Source organism: Pantoea sp. B9002, assembly GCF_013385945.1.
Taxonomy (GTDB): domain Bacteria; phylum Pseudomonadota; class Gammaproteobacteria; order Enterobacterales; family Enterobacteriaceae; genus Pantoea.
Genome location: NZ_JACAPA010000017.1, coordinates 104023 through 118329, shown reverse-complemented (window position 1 = coordinate 118329; position 14307 = coordinate 104023). Strand labels below are relative to the sequence as shown.

The 14307-nt window shown below is 48.6% G+C and carries 17 protein-coding genes and 2 pseudogenes; 8 read left to right on the top strand and 11 right to left on the bottom strand.

From position 1 onward, the window contains the following. Positions 1–306: 306 nt before the first annotated feature. Positions 307–621: a DNA-binding transcriptional regulator gene (locus tag HX773_RS11595; protein WP_176971602.1), complete on the top strand. Its 315-nt coding sequence runs from the start codon at positions 307–309 to the stop codon at positions 619–621. A gap of 86 nt (positions 622–707) precedes the next feature. Here HX773_RS11595 and HX773_RS11590 read toward each other — a convergent pair whose 3' ends face one another. Continuing rightward, positions 708–992, bottom strand: coding sequence for a hypothetical protein (locus HX773_RS11590; RefSeq protein ID WP_176971601.1), 285 nt, complete (start codon positions 990–992; stop codon positions 708–710). 14 nt (positions 993–1006) lie between these two features. Then, entirely contained in the window at positions 1007–3277 is a 2271-nt protein-coding gene (locus HX773_RS11585) for a hypothetical protein (protein WP_176971600.1), read from the bottom strand. Positions 3278–3608: 331 nt separating this feature from the next. Here HX773_RS11585 and HX773_RS11580 point away from each other — a divergent pair. Then, a pseudogene (locus tag HX773_RS11580) lies at positions 3609–3803 on the top strand (DUF4113 domain-containing protein); the annotation flags it as partial. A 56-nt stretch (positions 3804–3859) separates the two neighbouring features. Here the strand turns inward: HX773_RS11580 and HX773_RS11575 are convergent. The 3 genes and pseudogenes from HX773_RS11575 to HX773_RS11565 all read right to left on the bottom strand — a co-directional run. Next, positions 3860–4087: pseudogene (locus HX773_RS11575) on the bottom strand (DNA polymerase V subunit UmuC); the annotation flags it as partial. After that, positions 4087–4509 (bottom strand): translesion error-prone DNA polymerase V autoproteolytic subunit, encoded by a 423-nt coding sequence (umuD, locus tag HX773_RS11570; RefSeq protein WP_061716746.1) that lies wholly within the window; start codon positions 4507–4509, stop codon positions 4087–4089. The gene umuD and the pseudogene HX773_RS11575, both read right to left, overlap by 1 nt. A gap of 140 nt (positions 4510–4649) precedes the next feature. Then, positions 4650–5162 (bottom strand): GNAT family N-acetyltransferase, encoded by a 513-nt coding sequence (locus HX773_RS11565; protein WP_176971598.1) that lies wholly within the window; start codon positions 5160–5162, stop codon positions 4650–4652. Positions 5163–5356: 194 nt separating this feature from the next. On the opposite strand from HX773_RS11565, the gene HX773_RS11560 reads away from it, so the two are divergent. From HX773_RS11560 to HX773_RS11545, 4 genes are all read left to right on the top strand, one after another. Beyond that, positions 5357–5635, top strand: a complete 279-nt coding sequence (locus HX773_RS11560; RefSeq protein ID WP_176971597.1) for a hypothetical protein — start codon at positions 5357–5359, stop codon at positions 5633–5635. A 213-nt stretch (positions 5636–5848) separates the two neighbouring features. Continuing rightward, positions 5849–6094 (top strand): regulatory protein YcgZ, encoded by a 246-nt coding sequence (ycgZ, locus tag HX773_RS11555; protein WP_007891089.1) that lies wholly within the window; start codon positions 5849–5851, stop codon positions 6092–6094. A gap of 120 nt (positions 6095–6214) precedes the next feature. Beyond that, complete coding sequence (locus tag HX773_RS11550; RefSeq protein WP_176971596.1) at positions 6215–6505, top strand: hypothetical protein; 291 nt, start codon at positions 6215–6217, stop codon at positions 6503–6505. A 62-nt stretch (positions 6506–6567) separates the two neighbouring features. Continuing rightward, positions 6568–6834, top strand: a complete 267-nt coding sequence (locus HX773_RS11545; protein WP_176971595.1) for a biofilm development regulator YmgB/AriR family protein — start codon at positions 6568–6570, stop codon at positions 6832–6834. Positions 6835–6868: 34 nt separating this feature from the next. Here HX773_RS11545 and HX773_RS11540 read toward each other — a convergent pair whose 3' ends face one another. The 6 genes from HX773_RS11540 to HX773_RS11515 form a co-directional block, all read right to left on the bottom strand. Then, positions 6869–7198, bottom strand: coding sequence for a hypothetical protein (locus HX773_RS11540; RefSeq protein WP_255433206.1), 330 nt, complete (start codon positions 7196–7198; stop codon positions 6869–6871). Between the two features lie 26 nt (positions 7199–7224). Continuing rightward, positions 7225–8034: a hypothetical protein gene (locus HX773_RS11535; RefSeq protein ID WP_176971594.1), complete on the bottom strand. Its 810-nt coding sequence runs from the start codon at positions 8032–8034 to the stop codon at positions 7225–7227. Beyond that, positions 8035–8232: a hypothetical protein gene (locus HX773_RS11530; protein ID WP_101761030.1), complete on the bottom strand. Its 198-nt coding sequence runs from the start codon at positions 8230–8232 to the stop codon at positions 8035–8037. 152 nt (positions 8233–8384) lie between these two features. Next, positions 8385–9536 carry a lactaldehyde reductase gene (fucO, locus tag HX773_RS11525; protein WP_176971593.1) on the bottom strand — a complete coding sequence of 384 codons (1152 nt, stop codon included), beginning with the start codon at positions 9534–9536 and terminating at the stop codon, positions 8385–8387. Positions 9537–9741: 205 nt separating this feature from the next. Beyond that, on the bottom strand, positions 9742–10425 hold the full coding sequence (locus tag HX773_RS11520; RefSeq protein WP_176971592.1) for an outer membrane protein: 684 nt from the start codon (positions 10423–10425) through the stop codon (positions 9742–9744). Between the two features lie 153 nt (positions 10426–10578). After that, positions 10579–10872: a hypothetical protein gene (locus HX773_RS11515; RefSeq protein WP_218168224.1), complete on the bottom strand. Its 294-nt coding sequence runs from the start codon at positions 10870–10872 to the stop codon at positions 10579–10581. 537 nt (positions 10873–11409) lie between these two features. Between HX773_RS11515 and otsB the strand changes: the two genes are divergently transcribed. Continuing rightward, the gene (gene otsB, locus HX773_RS11510) at positions 11410–12198 is read left to right on the top strand and encodes a trehalose-phosphatase (protein ID WP_176971591.1); all 789 of its coding nucleotides are present in this window, start codon (positions 11410–11412) and stop codon (positions 12196–12198) included. Then, entirely contained in the window at positions 12195–13634 is a 1440-nt protein-coding gene (otsA, locus tag HX773_RS11505) for an alpha,alpha-trehalose-phosphate synthase (RefSeq protein WP_176971590.1), read from the top strand. Before otsB ends, otsA begins: the two co-directional genes overlap by 4 nt. Positions 13635–14307: the final 673 nt, after the last annotated feature.

The following is a 14307-nucleotide window of genomic DNA, read 5'->3' as shown; positions in this document are numbered from 1 at the left end:
AAATTCAGTATGCCACTACACTCTGATGAATTAACGTTTTCTAATTTTTACCAAAAACTTAAGTAGCCATTTTTTATGGTTATCTAAAACCTAAGGGATCATAAACTACATTATTAAAAAACCACAGTAGATATGGCGAGGTATGATATTGCACATGACAAAAAAGCATCCGCGTAATCTATTATTATGCAACGAGTAATGTTCAATTCACCCTGTTCTAAGATAAGGATCAGGCCGATGATTTGACCAAAGACCAGCGAGCGGCGTTAGCCACCGCACTTAATGTGATTAAAAAAGGATTAAAAAATGGAAAGGCGTCATATTTTCAATGAGTTGATGCAAGGTGTGTTGGAGCTGCAAGATCACCAGGATGGAAAAATAACGCTTCATTCTTATAAAGTCGTGAAGCGCCAGAAAGTGACCATCACTCCTGACGAACTACGCAGCGTAAGAGAGAAGTTAAATATTTCTCAGGCAGTGTTTGCCAATATTCTGCATACAGGCGAAACAACATATCGGAATTGGGAACAGGGAAGCTCTAAACCAAATCCGCAAGCTGTTTTGCTGATTCGCATGGTGCAGCAGAATCCAGAAACGTTGCAAGCACTGGCTCACCTTTGAATGTGCATAAACTAGCTATTAGTACACAAGCGCTGAAAACAAAGCTCTTAGGCTGATTTACAGTTCAGCTAATTCAGATTTAACAGTCATTTTTTTGTAGTGTAACAGCTATCACTACCAACGGTGGCGTGCTTAGCAGGGAAGGTCATTTTAGGGAAGCCACGCCATTGTGGGTAATTTTTCAGGTCATCAATACATTCCTGTCTTGTTGCACAAAAACCGGTCGGGCTCCCATTTCCCGTTTCAATCACGCAACACTGATCTTCACCCTTGCACAAGGGTTCAACATCGTCAATAAGACCTTTTAAGAAATCACAGCCGCTCAGGCCCAGCAGACATACTAGCAATAAAAAGTATTTAATGTTCATCATGCCACCACATTACATTAATCAATTTTCGGGAATACACGTGCCGATTTTGATTTATCAGCCAATGTTAACGCGCCAACAGCCAGAAAAGATTTATATTTAAAATTATTAAAAAGTAATTGTGAGACGGTGATCCTTGGCTTACTTGTGTCACAGTTTAAAAACTCCTCGACATTTTCTCCGCATACGAAAAGTCCTATGCCTGAAGCTTCAAAAATGGCGTGATGCCGTGCAAACAAAATGTCATTAAGTGTCAGCTTGTAGTTGATAACTGCAGGTGAGACTGTAGGCTTAAATAAGGAATTATTAAATTTTCTTTCAAACATAATATGCCTAATATCATGTTCAGCAGGCATCGTTTGAGAAGGCGTAGGAGTCGCTGATGGTGGTAGTATAGGTGTAGCTTGAGAGGATGAGTCTGTTGCGCTTGTAAGTGCTTTTGCTGTTCCAGGTTCATAACAACCAACGACTTCAGGAAGGTTCACCATCTCCGATAAATATGTAAAATACTCAAAGGCAAAAAGTTTATCCTCTTCAACAATTTGTTTGTTTTTGGCTGCAAGTTTTATGGCTCTCATTGACGCACTAGAATCATCTCCAGTAAGCCATTCTTCATAAATTCCTCTAGCATTAGGATCTCGTGGAGGAATATTTTTCATTACACTTAAATGGAAAGGCCACCCAACACAGGGTTGACCTATAAGGTCTGATGGTCCCGTAATGTTAATTAGGGTAGGCTGGTTATTAAGTATATTTCCTAAGCTGATCGTACTTAGGTCAACTGAATTATCGATAAACGATAAAGTATTTTTATATGAAATAGCGCGTGCATAAATAGGGTACAATCCCGAAAGCGCCATCGAAACCTGCCTTAAGTCATTGATGTCAATGTGTGTTTTAGTAAAGTCATCCCATTCAGAAATGATTTTCTTTGCGAGATCAAGTTCTCTACCAATATTAGCACTACGCATTTCAGGCTGCATTTTATAATTTTCACTATGCGCTAATATCATGGCTGAATACTTTGATATAATTGAAAGATGCAATTTTTGATAATCATATGCCCATCCCTGTGCGGGATAACGTTTGGATAAATCAATCAACTCGTCATTTGTTGGAAATGTATAATGGATTTTATCGAGTTTTGTATTTATCGATTCGCGGTTGAACTTCAACATTTCCAGATCAGAGTCACTTAAAGGATTCAGAGCATATACACCCAAATAATACTGGGCTAAACCTTCAAGTAAAAAATGTTGCCCGGCTATTTTGTTTTCTCTGTTCTTAATTGCAAAATATGAGTGTACAGCAGAATAATATTCACCTAAGCGTCTGTCAGATGTTCTCCAGTTGACAATTGCTTGAAGTGTTTCTAGGTCTGGATCTCGTGACTGTGTAATTTCATATTGAGCCTCAGATGCTTGACTTAATCGTTTATTATAGCTCGTCACTTCTGAACTCATAAGTAATGTTGGACGCACTATCATATCGCGCAGGGCTTGAGATTTGATATTAAAAATCTGAAATTGTCTATTTCCAGGGTTTTCAAATAAAAGGGCGCCTGAAAAAATTGTAGCATTAGAAAATTCATTATCATTATATGCTGAAACGTACTTTTTCTGTGAAGATCCGCCAATCCAAAATGTTAGCACGGTTATCAAAAAACCTGTAATGAACACTACAGTGAAAATAATAAATACCTTTTTCGATCTGAATTTCAACCCACTAAATATTGCAATATTATTAGCGCGTTTATAATACGCTAGGCAGGTTATCGCGATAATAGATATGCCACCACCAACAAACAGTAAAACCTGTCCGGATGTGAGAATTGAACTTGTCAACTGACCAAGGAGTATTCCTTGGTGTTTTTCGATCATTACATCAGTATCAGAAATGCTCGTTCGTAAGGTGTTATTTAAATCTGAGATTGCTCTATCAGATGAGTTATTCAATTGCCTTAGAAATTCCTCTCTTTGATATGAGGCAAGCTCATTTAATTTTGCTATTTTATCATCTAGCACAAGATTTAGCTTTGACTCGGACTGAGTGATGAGTGCCTCCCCCCTTGTTTTCAACTTCTCATCTAAAGCGTCTATGCTCGACCCAAGGGCAAGATTATTGACTGCATCTCCAAAAAAATTTGGATTAATGACGCCCTTGTCTCCACAAAAAGCTGCGCAAGGCAATGAAACCCCACCGATAGTTATGTTTGAAAAAAAAGCCACAGTTGAGAAACTTACGATGATAGCAAGTAACAATGCTGCCTTTAGAAGAAGGTTTGCCATATCACCCTCATAGTACCGATAAGTTATAGTAACCATCATGAATCAATAATAGCTGATTTATTGCCAGCTAGCTCTTTAATGTGGATGCAAACATAAATAATTGTCTTTTATACCCGAGCGTTTTAATGAAGTTCACATGCTTTTTTTCCCTTTAATACATAGGCCACTTTCGGCTCCCCGACTGCGCCGGGTCGTCGAGCCTGAGTACGCTAACCGGTAACCCGGTAAGCTCCGCCGAACCGCATAATGACGCGTTAAAGTCTGATGTCTAGCGGCTAAGAGCATGCTGCTAGCCTTGCGGCTGTCGCTTATCCGGTCGCAGGCTACTTCCGATGAAAATCGGCCGCGCGGTAGCAGCATACGGTTGATGGAGGTAATGGACGGAATTAATCAATCGGGTTTGGGGAGCATTTGGTCTGCAGCTAGGGGGGTAGATACAGAATGGAAAATGAAGCGGGAAATGCTCAGCCCTCATCAGACGACAAGCTGGTCTGATATACCCGTTGCGTGCGTTCTACGACGATAATGTTATGTTGAATTAACGTTTTCTAAAGTTGATTTTCCATTCCACATAAAGTAAGACAACGCATAGTTAGACGAGAACACCACCACTTTGTGGCGCATCAACTCTTCGCGATGTTTGAAGTAGGGCGCGCCCATCTTGATGCCCAGCGCCTTGGCCTCTCTGCTCAGCGAAATAATGCAGCCGTCGTTATTCGACAACACTACAATCGGCTTGCCGCGCAGATCCGGGCGAAACACCGTTTCACAGCTGGCGTAAAACGAGTTCACATCCACCAGGGCAAACATCAGCGGCCTATGGTTTTAATCACGTGTTTAACGATGCCGAAGACTTCGAACTCATCGGCGTCAGGAATGGCGATAACCGCATGTGCGGCATTCATCGGTTTGAGATGCAGGTAAGGCTGCAACATCAGCTGTTTCACGGTGAACTCGCCGGAAAGCGAGGCCACCACAATGTCACCGTGTTTGGGTTTGAGCGAGCTGTCGACCACCAGCATGTCGCCCTCATTGATACCGATGTCGATCATCGAGTCACCGCTGACTCTGATGAAGTAGGTTGAACTCGGGTGATCGACTAAAAAGTCGTTGAGGTCGATGCGTTGTTCAACGTAGTCCTGCGCCGGGGACGGAAAGCCGCAGGGCACGCGGCTGATGAACAAGGGTAAGGCGAGAATAGCGCGGATTTCCGCGGGCTGATAAAACTGCATGGCTGCGATCTCAAATTATTACTGTATATGTATACAGTAATGTTGAATGGGCAGTTTGATCAAGTGAGAACCGGCAACGATTTGCAAAACAGTTGGCAACAAAGGAAATTTATTTTGTGCAAAACGGCATGCCGCTGCGCTTAAATCATCATCCCCATGATCTGCAGAGTGCTCTGCTGTGAAGCGGTGACAAACGGAATGTCTTTGATGTGCTGCATACCAAAGGCTTCGTAGAACTTACGCGCACGCACGTTATCGCCTAACACTTCCAGCCACAGATAGCCTTCCCGTTTGTCGCGTGCCTCATTAATGATGCTTTCGAACATCCAGCGGCCGTAGTTTTTGCCGGTTTCTTCTGGATTGAGGTAAAGCTTGTTGAGCAACGCGCCGCTCATGCCGGAATCCGGCACCGGCGTGTTCCAGGTAACTTTGGCGAAGCCAATCGGCTTGTCGGTCTCGGCGATCAGCCAGCTCTCATTGGGCGCCGCCAGGCTGCTATTTAGCTCTGCCAGACCGTATTCCTTGTCGATAAAGGCATCCAGTTCGTCTGCGGAAACCCACATATGTTTGAAATGCGCACTGTAGGTCATGCGGCCCAGCAGGTGCAGCAGCTCTGCATCCTCTGCCGTGGCTTTGCGTATGGTGAACTCCATGCCAGATTTCCTTGCTTAATGCTTGTTATTAATCACGTCGTCGATGCGATACGGCCACCGAAGGGCAGTTACCATAACGTGTTAGTAACAAAAACCCAAGATAACCAGAGCTTTCTGTTAACAAGGCGCAACACCGATGATCTATAGTAAGGAGTGAGAACCAAGCGTAAGCCCATATTCTCAGGAGGTAGAAGATGTCAGATTCGCAACCTAAAATTATCGGCGAAGCCGCCTATGCGTTACTGGTACGCCGTGAGGAAGTCAGCGTCTCCTCACTGCTGGCAGAGCTCGCGCGCATGGCGAGAAAAGAGCAAAACAGTCAACAGCAGCATCGCATTGCTCAGGCTCAGCACTGGTTGCTCACGCACCGTCAACCGGCGGGCAGCGATAACCGCGTCCATTCAGCGTTGCGCGGATTGAGTCGTCAGGAAGGCAGCGTCAGAATGCCTTCGGCCGATGCTGACGATAGTTGACCATCCCAATGGGCTCACGCGTCGATGACTTTCGGCGCGGAGCTCACGGATTTGGAAATAAAAGCTTTCCAATTATCCTAATTCACACTTCTTAGCACTTTTTGCAACAAAACCCGCCTGGTAACTTGAGTAAGCTCCTTGTACAGCTTTTTGCTATCTGTACAACTTTACTTAGGTCAAATGACCTAACTTTTTCATTTATTGGGGTCAATTATGCGTCAGAACGGATACACGCCGAGTTCAGTCGAGGCCATTGCCAACTATTTCAGCAAAGCGTCGCTGCCATCGCAGCAGGAAACCTTGGGTCAGATCGTGGTGGAAATCTTACGCGAAGGCCGTAATCTCAACCGCAAATCGCTGTGCACCAAGCTGCTGCGCAGACTGGAACTGGCCGCCAATGCCGAAGAAGAGCATCACTATCATCAGCTGATTGGCTTATTATTCGAACGCGAAAGCTGAGAGCCAGTCAGACGTCAAACTTGTACAAGTATAAAAATTTTACTCTGAATACGCTCCCACACTGGCTTCGCCCCGCACCGGGGCGAAGCGGCGATCAGAGATTCGTTATGAAAATTCGTTATGAATAGAAGTGAACACCAGAAAATAATCGATGAAATTATTGGCGAAGCGGCGCTGGCGCTGTTGCAGCGGACGGGCCCGGTCAATACGCAGGCGCTGATGGATCAGCTGCTGCTGATGAAACAGCAGAGCAGCGATGAAGAGCAGCGTGCAGCGATTACTGCCGCCATCACCGACGTACGCAACAGTATTTCGGCGGGGAAAAAGCTGCGCGATGAGCAGCCGCAAAGCGACAACGTTCTTCAGCTGTTTGGGCATAACCAGCAGTCTGGCAACAATCGTAAACATTGACCGATTGGCTCGCATTTAGGACATCTAAATTCGAGCGTATACACAATCACGGGACTGGAATCATGTCGGAAAATCACAACCTCTACGCTGCACTGCCTGATACCGAGCTGGCAGAGCATTTTCGCAATGCAGACAGTACGTTAAGAAACGAAGCTGCCGTATTGGATAGGGTTATCCGCCACGTGCTGGCCACGGAAGGGCGCGTCAGTAATAAATCGATTATTCTCTGTCTGATTATGGCGCTGGAAACCGCAGCAAGTGATGCTGAAGCCGATGTGCTGCGCAAAACGTTGGAAATTGTGGTGGGTTATACGCCTGACGACGCCTGATATTCCCTCTGTCCCCCATGCGGGGACAATTCAATTAATCCTTCTGTTCGGGACCCAACCGGCGCTTCGCTTTGCCAATATTAATTCTGTGCAACCAGGTCCGAAATTGTTTTAGCTGAATGTGTGAAGCGATTTCAGTAGAAAGCGTGCAAATATAAAGCTGACTCTGGGTATGATTATTAGTGCCGGTAGCGTAAATTTCGCTTTTATTATCACGCTGTTGTAGTTCAATTCCCGTGAAGTGTAAATTCCCCCACAGCTGAAGAGTGGCCTCGAACTTTTTAAAGTCCATCATGATGCCCTTATTATTTTGACTTATTGTGGAGTGTTGCTGGCTGCGTGCAACATAAAGCAATTGCGCCATTAAGCCAGCATCGTTGAATATTAAACTTAGGGATAGTTACGCTTAAACGCGGATTTTCTAATCCATTTGCGTTTATTACCGCTTTGCTTATCCATCGCTAATGCGCTGGCGCTGGCTGGGTCAAACAGCGACAAACTCTCTATTTGATGCACCATAATCACTTTGCGAAACTCAAGGGCACTTTTAGGTGCGGAAGAGAAATCAATATTGTGATTGTGGTACCACAAACTGTAATTATGCTCGATGGCCAGGTTGAGCGTGCGTGAATCACGATAGCCGCTCAGCATTGGGATCAACACAATATTGGCGGTGTTCGGATACTCAAAGGTTGCCGCATGAATCATGCCGATATAGATACGGCGCGATTTCAGCGTGACCCACGCCAGCTCGCCTTCTTCCATACACTGCAGCAGCAACTGTTCAATGCCGTTGGAGCGTGAAAGGCGCTGATACAGCTCCTTGCGTCCGCCGGCGTTGAGCCGGGCGCTGACCGCCCAGTTGGAGCGATACATGCAGAACAGGATGGCAAAGGCCAGCATCAGAACCACCGGCGCCTGGATGCCTAAAAAGCTCCACGTCATGAAATCGACGTTCCAGTGCACATTCTCTGCCGACGTCAGCGCGAAGGCATTGTTCACGCCCGATGCGGCCAGCAAAATCAGCCAGATAATGGCGGTCGCCAGCACGCCTTGCAGCACAAATATGCAGCCATAGAGCGCAATGAGAAAATAGACATCCCAGCCAAAGGAGCGCTTAATCTTTAAACGGCTCGACATGTCGCGGCTGGTATACCAATAGCCGCACACCATCATCACCATAAATATCGCCGTGCCCATTTAAATATCCTTTAATGTGCTGACATGATGGGCAAAATCGCGCTGCACTTCAGGACTCAAAGCATTAACCGAAGCGTTACCATCTTCATCAATAATAATTCTGTCGCCTTCCTCAATCGATTCCTGAATGTCCTGGCGCGTCATGACTTGCACTAATGACTCCGGGCTACCGAACAGGGAAGTTAAAAAACCAAACATAGTCGAACAATCCTTAATTATTTATACCTGCATCAACTATGGCACATGGCTCAACAACCCAGCTGCGTAACTGAAATGAAAGGGCGCTTTCCGGATTAATCTGCCAGGTTGGATATAGGGTCGCCATTAATGGCGACCTGGTTAACGCCTAATCAGAACAACTCACGATACAGCGCAGCGATCATCGCCACGCTGCACTCACGCGGATTGCCTGGCGTACACACATCGGCGAAAGCCGCGGCAGCGAGTGCATCCACATCCTGCTCCTGCATGCCGATATCACGCAGTCTGAGCGGAATGCCGATATCGTGGTTCAGGGTAATCACCGCATCAATGGCCAGCGCACGGGCATCGGCTAATGAACAGCTATAAGCACCTTCCATGCCCAGCGCATGGGCGATATCGCGGTACTTCTCGCCGGTATGCTCGGCATTGAACGCCATAATATGCGGCAGCAGGACCGCATTGGCGATGCCGTGCGGCGTGCCATAAAACGCGCCCAGCGGATGCGCCATACCGTGCACCAAACCCAAACCAACATTCGAGAAGCCCATCCCGGCGATGTACTGGCCGAGCGCCATATCCGCGACGCCCGCCGGCACGCCTTTGACCGAGTCACGCAGCGAGCGGCCAATAATTTCAATCGCCTTAAGATGGAACATGTCGGTAAGTTCCCACGCGCCGCGCGTGATGTAGCCTTCAATGGCGTGCGTCAGCGCATCGACGCCGGTCGCCGCTTTCAGGCTGGCGGGCATGCTGGCCATCATGTCGGGATCGATAATGGCAATCGCCGGGATATCGTGCGGGTCGTAACAGACGAACTTGCGCTTCTTCTCTTCATCGGTGATGACGTAATTGATGGTCACTTCCGCAGCGGTACCGGAAGTGGTCGGCACCGCAATGATCGGTACGGAAGGATTGCGCGTGGCGGCTCCGCCTTCCAGCATGCGTACGTCATTGAACTCGGGATTGGCAATCATCATGCCGATGGCTTTACAGGTATCCTGCGGCGAGCCGCCGCCCACGGCGATCAGATAATCGGCACCCGAACGACGAAAAGCCTCGACGCCCGCATGCACCACCTCAACGGTAGGATTGGGGATCACCTCATCATAGATTGCGAAACTGAGGTCGTGCTGCGCCAGCAGATCGGTGATGCGGGTGGCGACAGAAAACTTGATCAAATCCTTGTCGGTCACCACCAACGCTTTGTTAAAACCGCGTTTGTGAATCTCATCGACAATAGAATTAATGGCGCCCGCACCGAAATAGGCGGTCTCATTGAGGATCATTCTGTTAATCATGTTAATTACCTTCGCGTAGATGCCAGATTTAATTTTTTTCGATTAAATTCATCAAGATAAGAAGATTTAACCTTGTCTAGATCTACGGGGTAACGGGCGGGCAGGTATTGAGATTTCTCAATAAAAACGTTGTTTCCGGATGGCTGGAATATCGCTGATAAATTTCCCCTAACGCGGGGTCAGGGGAAAGGGAGAAATTAACGCATCAGAACAGGTAGCGTGCGCCCAGCGTGAACTGGTTCTCAACCAGATGGGCTTTCATTTGCTCATCCTTTAAACCACGGGCATTGACGAAGTTGTTATAGCCGCTCTCAATTTTGCCCATATCCACGTAGCGATAGCCGACGTCGATGGCGATGCGCTCAATTGGGGCGTAGCTCAAACCGGCACCAAGGCTGTAAGTCAGATTGTTTTGCGTGCTTGAAGCGTACTCACGCGATGGCATGCCTTGCCAGCCGCCCGCTTTGATTTTGCTCACGCCCACACCGGCGGTGCCGTACAGCGAAACGTTATAGCCGAGTTCGATATCACGATAGACGTTGAACATCAGGCGCTGCACATCGGTTTGCAGGTGGTTATAGCTGGTGGCGAAGGTGGATGAACCGCTGGTGAACTCCGCGCTTTGGCCAAAGGTGTATTCACCTTCGGTGCGCCAGCCGTTGCCCCATTGATAACCGAGCGCCAGCGCGGCGGTGGCCTGATGTGCTTTCTCGTTACCCGCAACAAACTGACCGACGCCCGGACGCGCGCTGGTGTTCATCTCTTTAGCATTCTGTTGGTTTTGCAGATATTTCGCTGAACCGTAATAGCCTTGATTCACCTCCGCCGCAACGGCCGAACCGGCGATGATCATCAAAGGCAGAGCGCAACATAATGTTTTTAATTTCATCTGAATCCATTCTCTTCGTCAGGTGGAAAGGAGGAACGTGACTGTTCCTGATGACGAATCATATGCAACGCTCAGACGGGAAAAAATGCGGTTGAATACGCAGGAGAATAGGTAGAACTACGCAGGCAACGCGCCGGAGAACCGGCGCGACAATCACGAACCTAAACGCATAGTCTCAGCACGCTTCGCGGTGTCGTAGACATATTGCAGCATCGGTTCCAGATCGGTGTCGGGCCCGGAGCTGATGATCTTGGCGCGCAGCCACTCAATCTCGCTGGTGATATCCGGCGGGAAAATGGTGTTGTTCTGCGCATTACGCAGCCATTTCAGCAGGAAGTTGTTCTTGCCGCGCACGCCGCCAGATTTCTTCGTTTTGGCGTTGATTTTCAGGGCGACCAGAATGCAGTAATAGAAGTGAACGCGTTGGCTGTAGCTTTGCGGGATCATCTTCGCTCACCTGCCGTGACAAGTGAAAAATGTGATGTCGATCGGTTTTCCATCATCCGGATTCCTGCCTGAATGGGTCTAAACGCCGTGATCAATGCCGATCAGGGCGCTATTTCCGCGCTGTGGCCGCACGGTAAACGCACCATATGATAATCCTCGCGGCGGATGCAAGTCGGCATAATCCGGGAATTGAGGCGGAAGAAGGGCGTCAAACGCGCCAAAAACAAGCGAAGCGGTTGAAAAAGCAGTGAGGCGATTCTTTTGCGGCATAAGGCTTAAAACGGCCACTTATCCTATAGCGAAGCCGCGCGTATCTGGCAATATCGTGATCTGTGTCTACACTTAATACTGACGATGTTCGCAGTCAGCCTGGCGAGTGAGTTTAAATGATGTTTGTTTGTGGAGAGTTATCTATCGAAATTCCGTGTTATCTGCAAAACCTCCTCGCACACACTTCGGCGGTAGTAACCGCCTCGATCGCCCAGCCAGCCTCCGAACATCCTGTAATGACAAATTCCACCAGACAGGAGAAGAGTCGTGACCCCCGCGGTTAATCAGAACAGCACCTTGCCGTCGTTAAGTGGCGGACTCTATGCCTTCTTTTTTGATGTCGACGGCACGCTGGCAGCGATTCAGTCGCAGCCCGAGTCGGTCTCCATTCCCGCCTCGGTACGCCAGCTCCTGCAACAAATTTCCAATCTCAGCCACGGCGCCTTAGCGCTGGTTTCCGGCCGTCCGATTGCGCAACTCGACGCCTTAGTGGCGCCACTCGAAGCCCCCGCCGCGGGCGTGCACGGTGCAGAACGCCGCGATGCGGCGGGCCGCGTGCATCGCCACAGCTTGCCGGGTGATATTGCGCAAACGCTGCAAACTGAACTGCAGCAGACGCTGGATCAATGGCCCGATACGCTATTAGAAGTGAAAGGCATGGCGTTTGCGCTGCACTATCGCAATGCGCCGCAGTACGAAAACGCCATCATGCAGCTGGCCGAAGACGCCGTTGCACGCTTTCCCGAGCTGGCGCTTCAGCCGGGTAAATGCGTGGTGGAACTGAAGCCGCAAGGCATCGATAAAGGCGCCGCGGTACATGAGTTTATGCAGGAAGCGCCCTTTGCCGGACGCATTCCGGTATTTGTGGGAGACGACCTGACGGACGAAAAAGGATTCCTCGCGGTAAACGCCATGCAGGGGATCTCTGTCAAAGTCGGTGAAGGGGCCAGCCATGCACGCTATCGCCTCAACAGCGTTGAGGCCGTATGGCAATGGCTTGAACAACTATTATTACAACTAGAACATGACAATGTGGGTAAGGAGTTTAGGTTATGAGTCGTTTAGTCGTCGTATCTAACCGTATCGCGATTCCCGATGGTAGCAAGGCCAGCGCAGGCGGGCTTGCTGTCGGTATTTTGGATGCACTGCGAGATACCGGAGGATTATGGTTTGGCTGGAACGGAGAGATCAGCGAATTCTCGGGTGAAGATGAAGATGAAGAACTTACGCAGATCGAAAAAGACGGCATTACCTACGCGTCACTGCCGCTGAATCAAAACGATTACGATCAATATTATCTCCAGTTCTCCAATACCGTGATTTGGCCGGCGTTCCACTATCGCCTCGATCTGGTGCAGTATCAGCGCGAAGCCTGGGATGGCTACTGCCGCGTCAATACCTTGCTGGCGCAGCGCCTTAAACCGTTGCTGCAGCCCGACGATATTCTGTGGATCCACGATTACCATCTGCTGCCGTTTGCCGCCGAACTGCGCAAACAGGGCATTAATAACCGCATCGGATTCTTCCTGCATATTCCGTTCCCGACGCCAGAGATCTTCAATGCCTTGCCGCCGCATCAGGAGCTGCTGGAGATGCTGTGCGACTACGATTTGCTGGGCTTCCAGACAGAATCTGACCGCGTCGCCTTCCTTGATAGCCTGAGCCAGCTGACGCAGCTGCAGAATAAAGGTGAGAAGAAGCATCGTGCCTTCGGCAACACCTTTATGACTGAGGTATATCCGATTGGTATTGAGCCGGACACCATTAAAGAGATGGCGGAAGGACCGTTGCCACCGAAAATGGCGGCAATGAAACGCGATTTGGGCGATCTGCAGAACATCATCGCCTGTGAGCGCCTGGATTACTCCAAAGGATTGCCGGAGCGTTTCCTGGCCTTCGAAGCCCTGCTGGAGAATTTCCCGCAGCACCGCGGCAAAATTCGCTACTCGCAAATTGCGCCCACCTCGCGCGGCGACGTGCAGGCTTATCAGGACATCCGTCATCAGCTGGAAACGGAAGCGGGGCGCATCAACGGGAAATACGGCACGCTGGGCTGGACGCCGCTCTATTACCTCAATCAGCACTTTGATCGTCGCCTGTTAATGAAGATCTTCCGTCTCACCAATGTGGGCTTGATTACGCCGCTGCGTGACGGCATGAATCTGGTGGCGAAAGAGTATGTGGCGGCGCAGGACCCGGATAATCCAGGCGTCTTGGTGTTGTCACGCTTTGCCGGTGCGGCCAATGAGCTGACTTCCGCGCTGATCGTCAATCCGTACGATCGTGATGAAGTGGCAGCGGCGCTCGATCGCGCGTTGACCATGCCGCGTACCGAACGTATTTCGCGTTATAACGACATGATGGCGGTGTTGCGCAAACAGGATATTTCGCACTGGCGCGAATGTTTCCTGAAAGATTTAAATACTTTGCCGGTTCGTAGTGACGACCACGGCACGGTAAATAAAGTCGCTACCTTTCCGAAATTAGCGTAACGCTCAATTGCGCAATAAATTGCGCCGCTACGGTAAATGCTAACATTGGGTCCTTTGCTCACTCATCGCACACTTCCGTAGCGGCGCGATTTATCGCGCGTCTTTGAATTTACGCTTCGCTGCACAGCGTTTTCACGCGCCACTGTAACCTCACGAAATCGATTTCATTTCTTTAAGCGCTAATGCGCTGACTCATCAGCGAAAAGCGCACGATTTGGTTAAAAAGCACACAACCGAAAGGCAAAAAAAGCTTTTTTTCTTCGCAACCCTAAAGATCTCAGGTGGTACGCCGATAGTAATCGCGAAGCAAACCGAAAAAATGGCTATTCATTCATTTCTCTAATGTAACGCTCTGTTACATCCCCTGCCGTGCGCTAAACACTCCCTACAATCCACTAACAGTTCCCAGGCGCTCTACGCCCAGACTTCACGCTTCGCTAGCGTCTCGCTTTACGGCACGTCGGCAATATTCCCTGTAAGTGATTAATTTAGAAGCGAATAGTTTCACGCTAATTCAGAGTATTATGCTGCATATAATTCTTTATATGGCGCGTTATAGCACTCTAATTCCAACAAAACAGATAACTGATCGCGTTGTAATGACAATCTTCCGCACAGCCTAAAATCCGCCTTACTTCAGCAAAATATTAAAGAAATATTCAGAAATTGCGCA

Bases quoted from the DNA above. Each gene is read 5' to 3' on its own strand.
- HX773_RS11595 (WP_176971602.1), top strand. From the start codon at position 307: ATGGAAAGGCGTCATATTTTCAATGAGTTGATGCAAGGTGTGTTGGAG.
- HX773_RS11590 (WP_176971601.1), bottom strand. From the start codon at position 992: ATGATGAACATTAAATACTTTTTATTGCTAGTATGTCTGCTGGGCCTG.
- HX773_RS11585 (WP_176971600.1), bottom strand. From the start codon at position 3,277: ATGGCAAACCTTCTTCTAAAGGCAGCATTGTTACTTGCTATCATCGTA.
- umuD (WP_061716746.1), bottom strand. From the start codon at position 4,509: ATGCAGTTTTATCAGCCCGCGGAAATCCGCGCTATTCTCGCCTTACCC.
- HX773_RS11565 (WP_176971598.1), bottom strand. From the start codon at position 5,162: ATGGAGTTCACCATACGCAAAGCCACGGCAGAGGATGCAGAGCTGCTG.
- HX773_RS11560 (WP_176971597.1), top strand. From the start codon at position 5,357: ATGTCAGATTCGCAACCTAAAATTATCGGCGAAGCCGCCTATGCGTTA.
- ycgZ (WP_007891089.1), top strand. From the start codon at position 5,849: ATGCGTCAGAACGGATACACGCCGAGTTCAGTCGAGGCCATTGCCAAC.
- HX773_RS11550 (WP_176971596.1), top strand. From the start codon at position 6,215: ATGAATAGAAGTGAACACCAGAAAATAATCGATGAAATTATTGGCGAA.
- HX773_RS11545 (WP_176971595.1), top strand. From the start codon at position 6,568: ATGTCGGAAAATCACAACCTCTACGCTGCACTGCCTGATACCGAGCTG.
- HX773_RS11540 (WP_255433206.1), bottom strand. From the start codon at position 7,198: ATGGCGCAATTGCTTTATGTTGCACGCAGCCAGCAACACTCCACAATA.
- HX773_RS11535 (WP_176971594.1), bottom strand. From the start codon at position 8,034: ATGGGCACGGCGATATTTATGGTGATGATGGTGTGCGGCTATTGGTAT.
- HX773_RS11530 (WP_101761030.1), bottom strand. From the start codon at position 8,232: ATGTTTGGTTTTTTAACTTCCCTGTTCGGTAGCCCGGAGTCATTAGTG.
- fucO (WP_176971593.1), bottom strand. From the start codon at position 9,536: ATGATTAACAGAATGATCCTCAATGAGACCGCCTATTTCGGTGCGGGC.
- HX773_RS11520 (WP_176971592.1), bottom strand. From the start codon at position 10,425: ATGAAATTAAAAACATTATGTTGCGCTCTGCCTTTGATGATCATCGCC.
- HX773_RS11515 (WP_218168224.1), bottom strand. From the start codon at position 10,872: ATGATCCCGCAAAGCTACAGCCAACGCGTTCACTTCTATTACTGCATT.
- otsA (WP_176971590.1), top strand. From the start codon at position 12,195: ATGAGTCGTTTAGTCGTCGTATCTAACCGTATCGCGATTCCCGATGGT.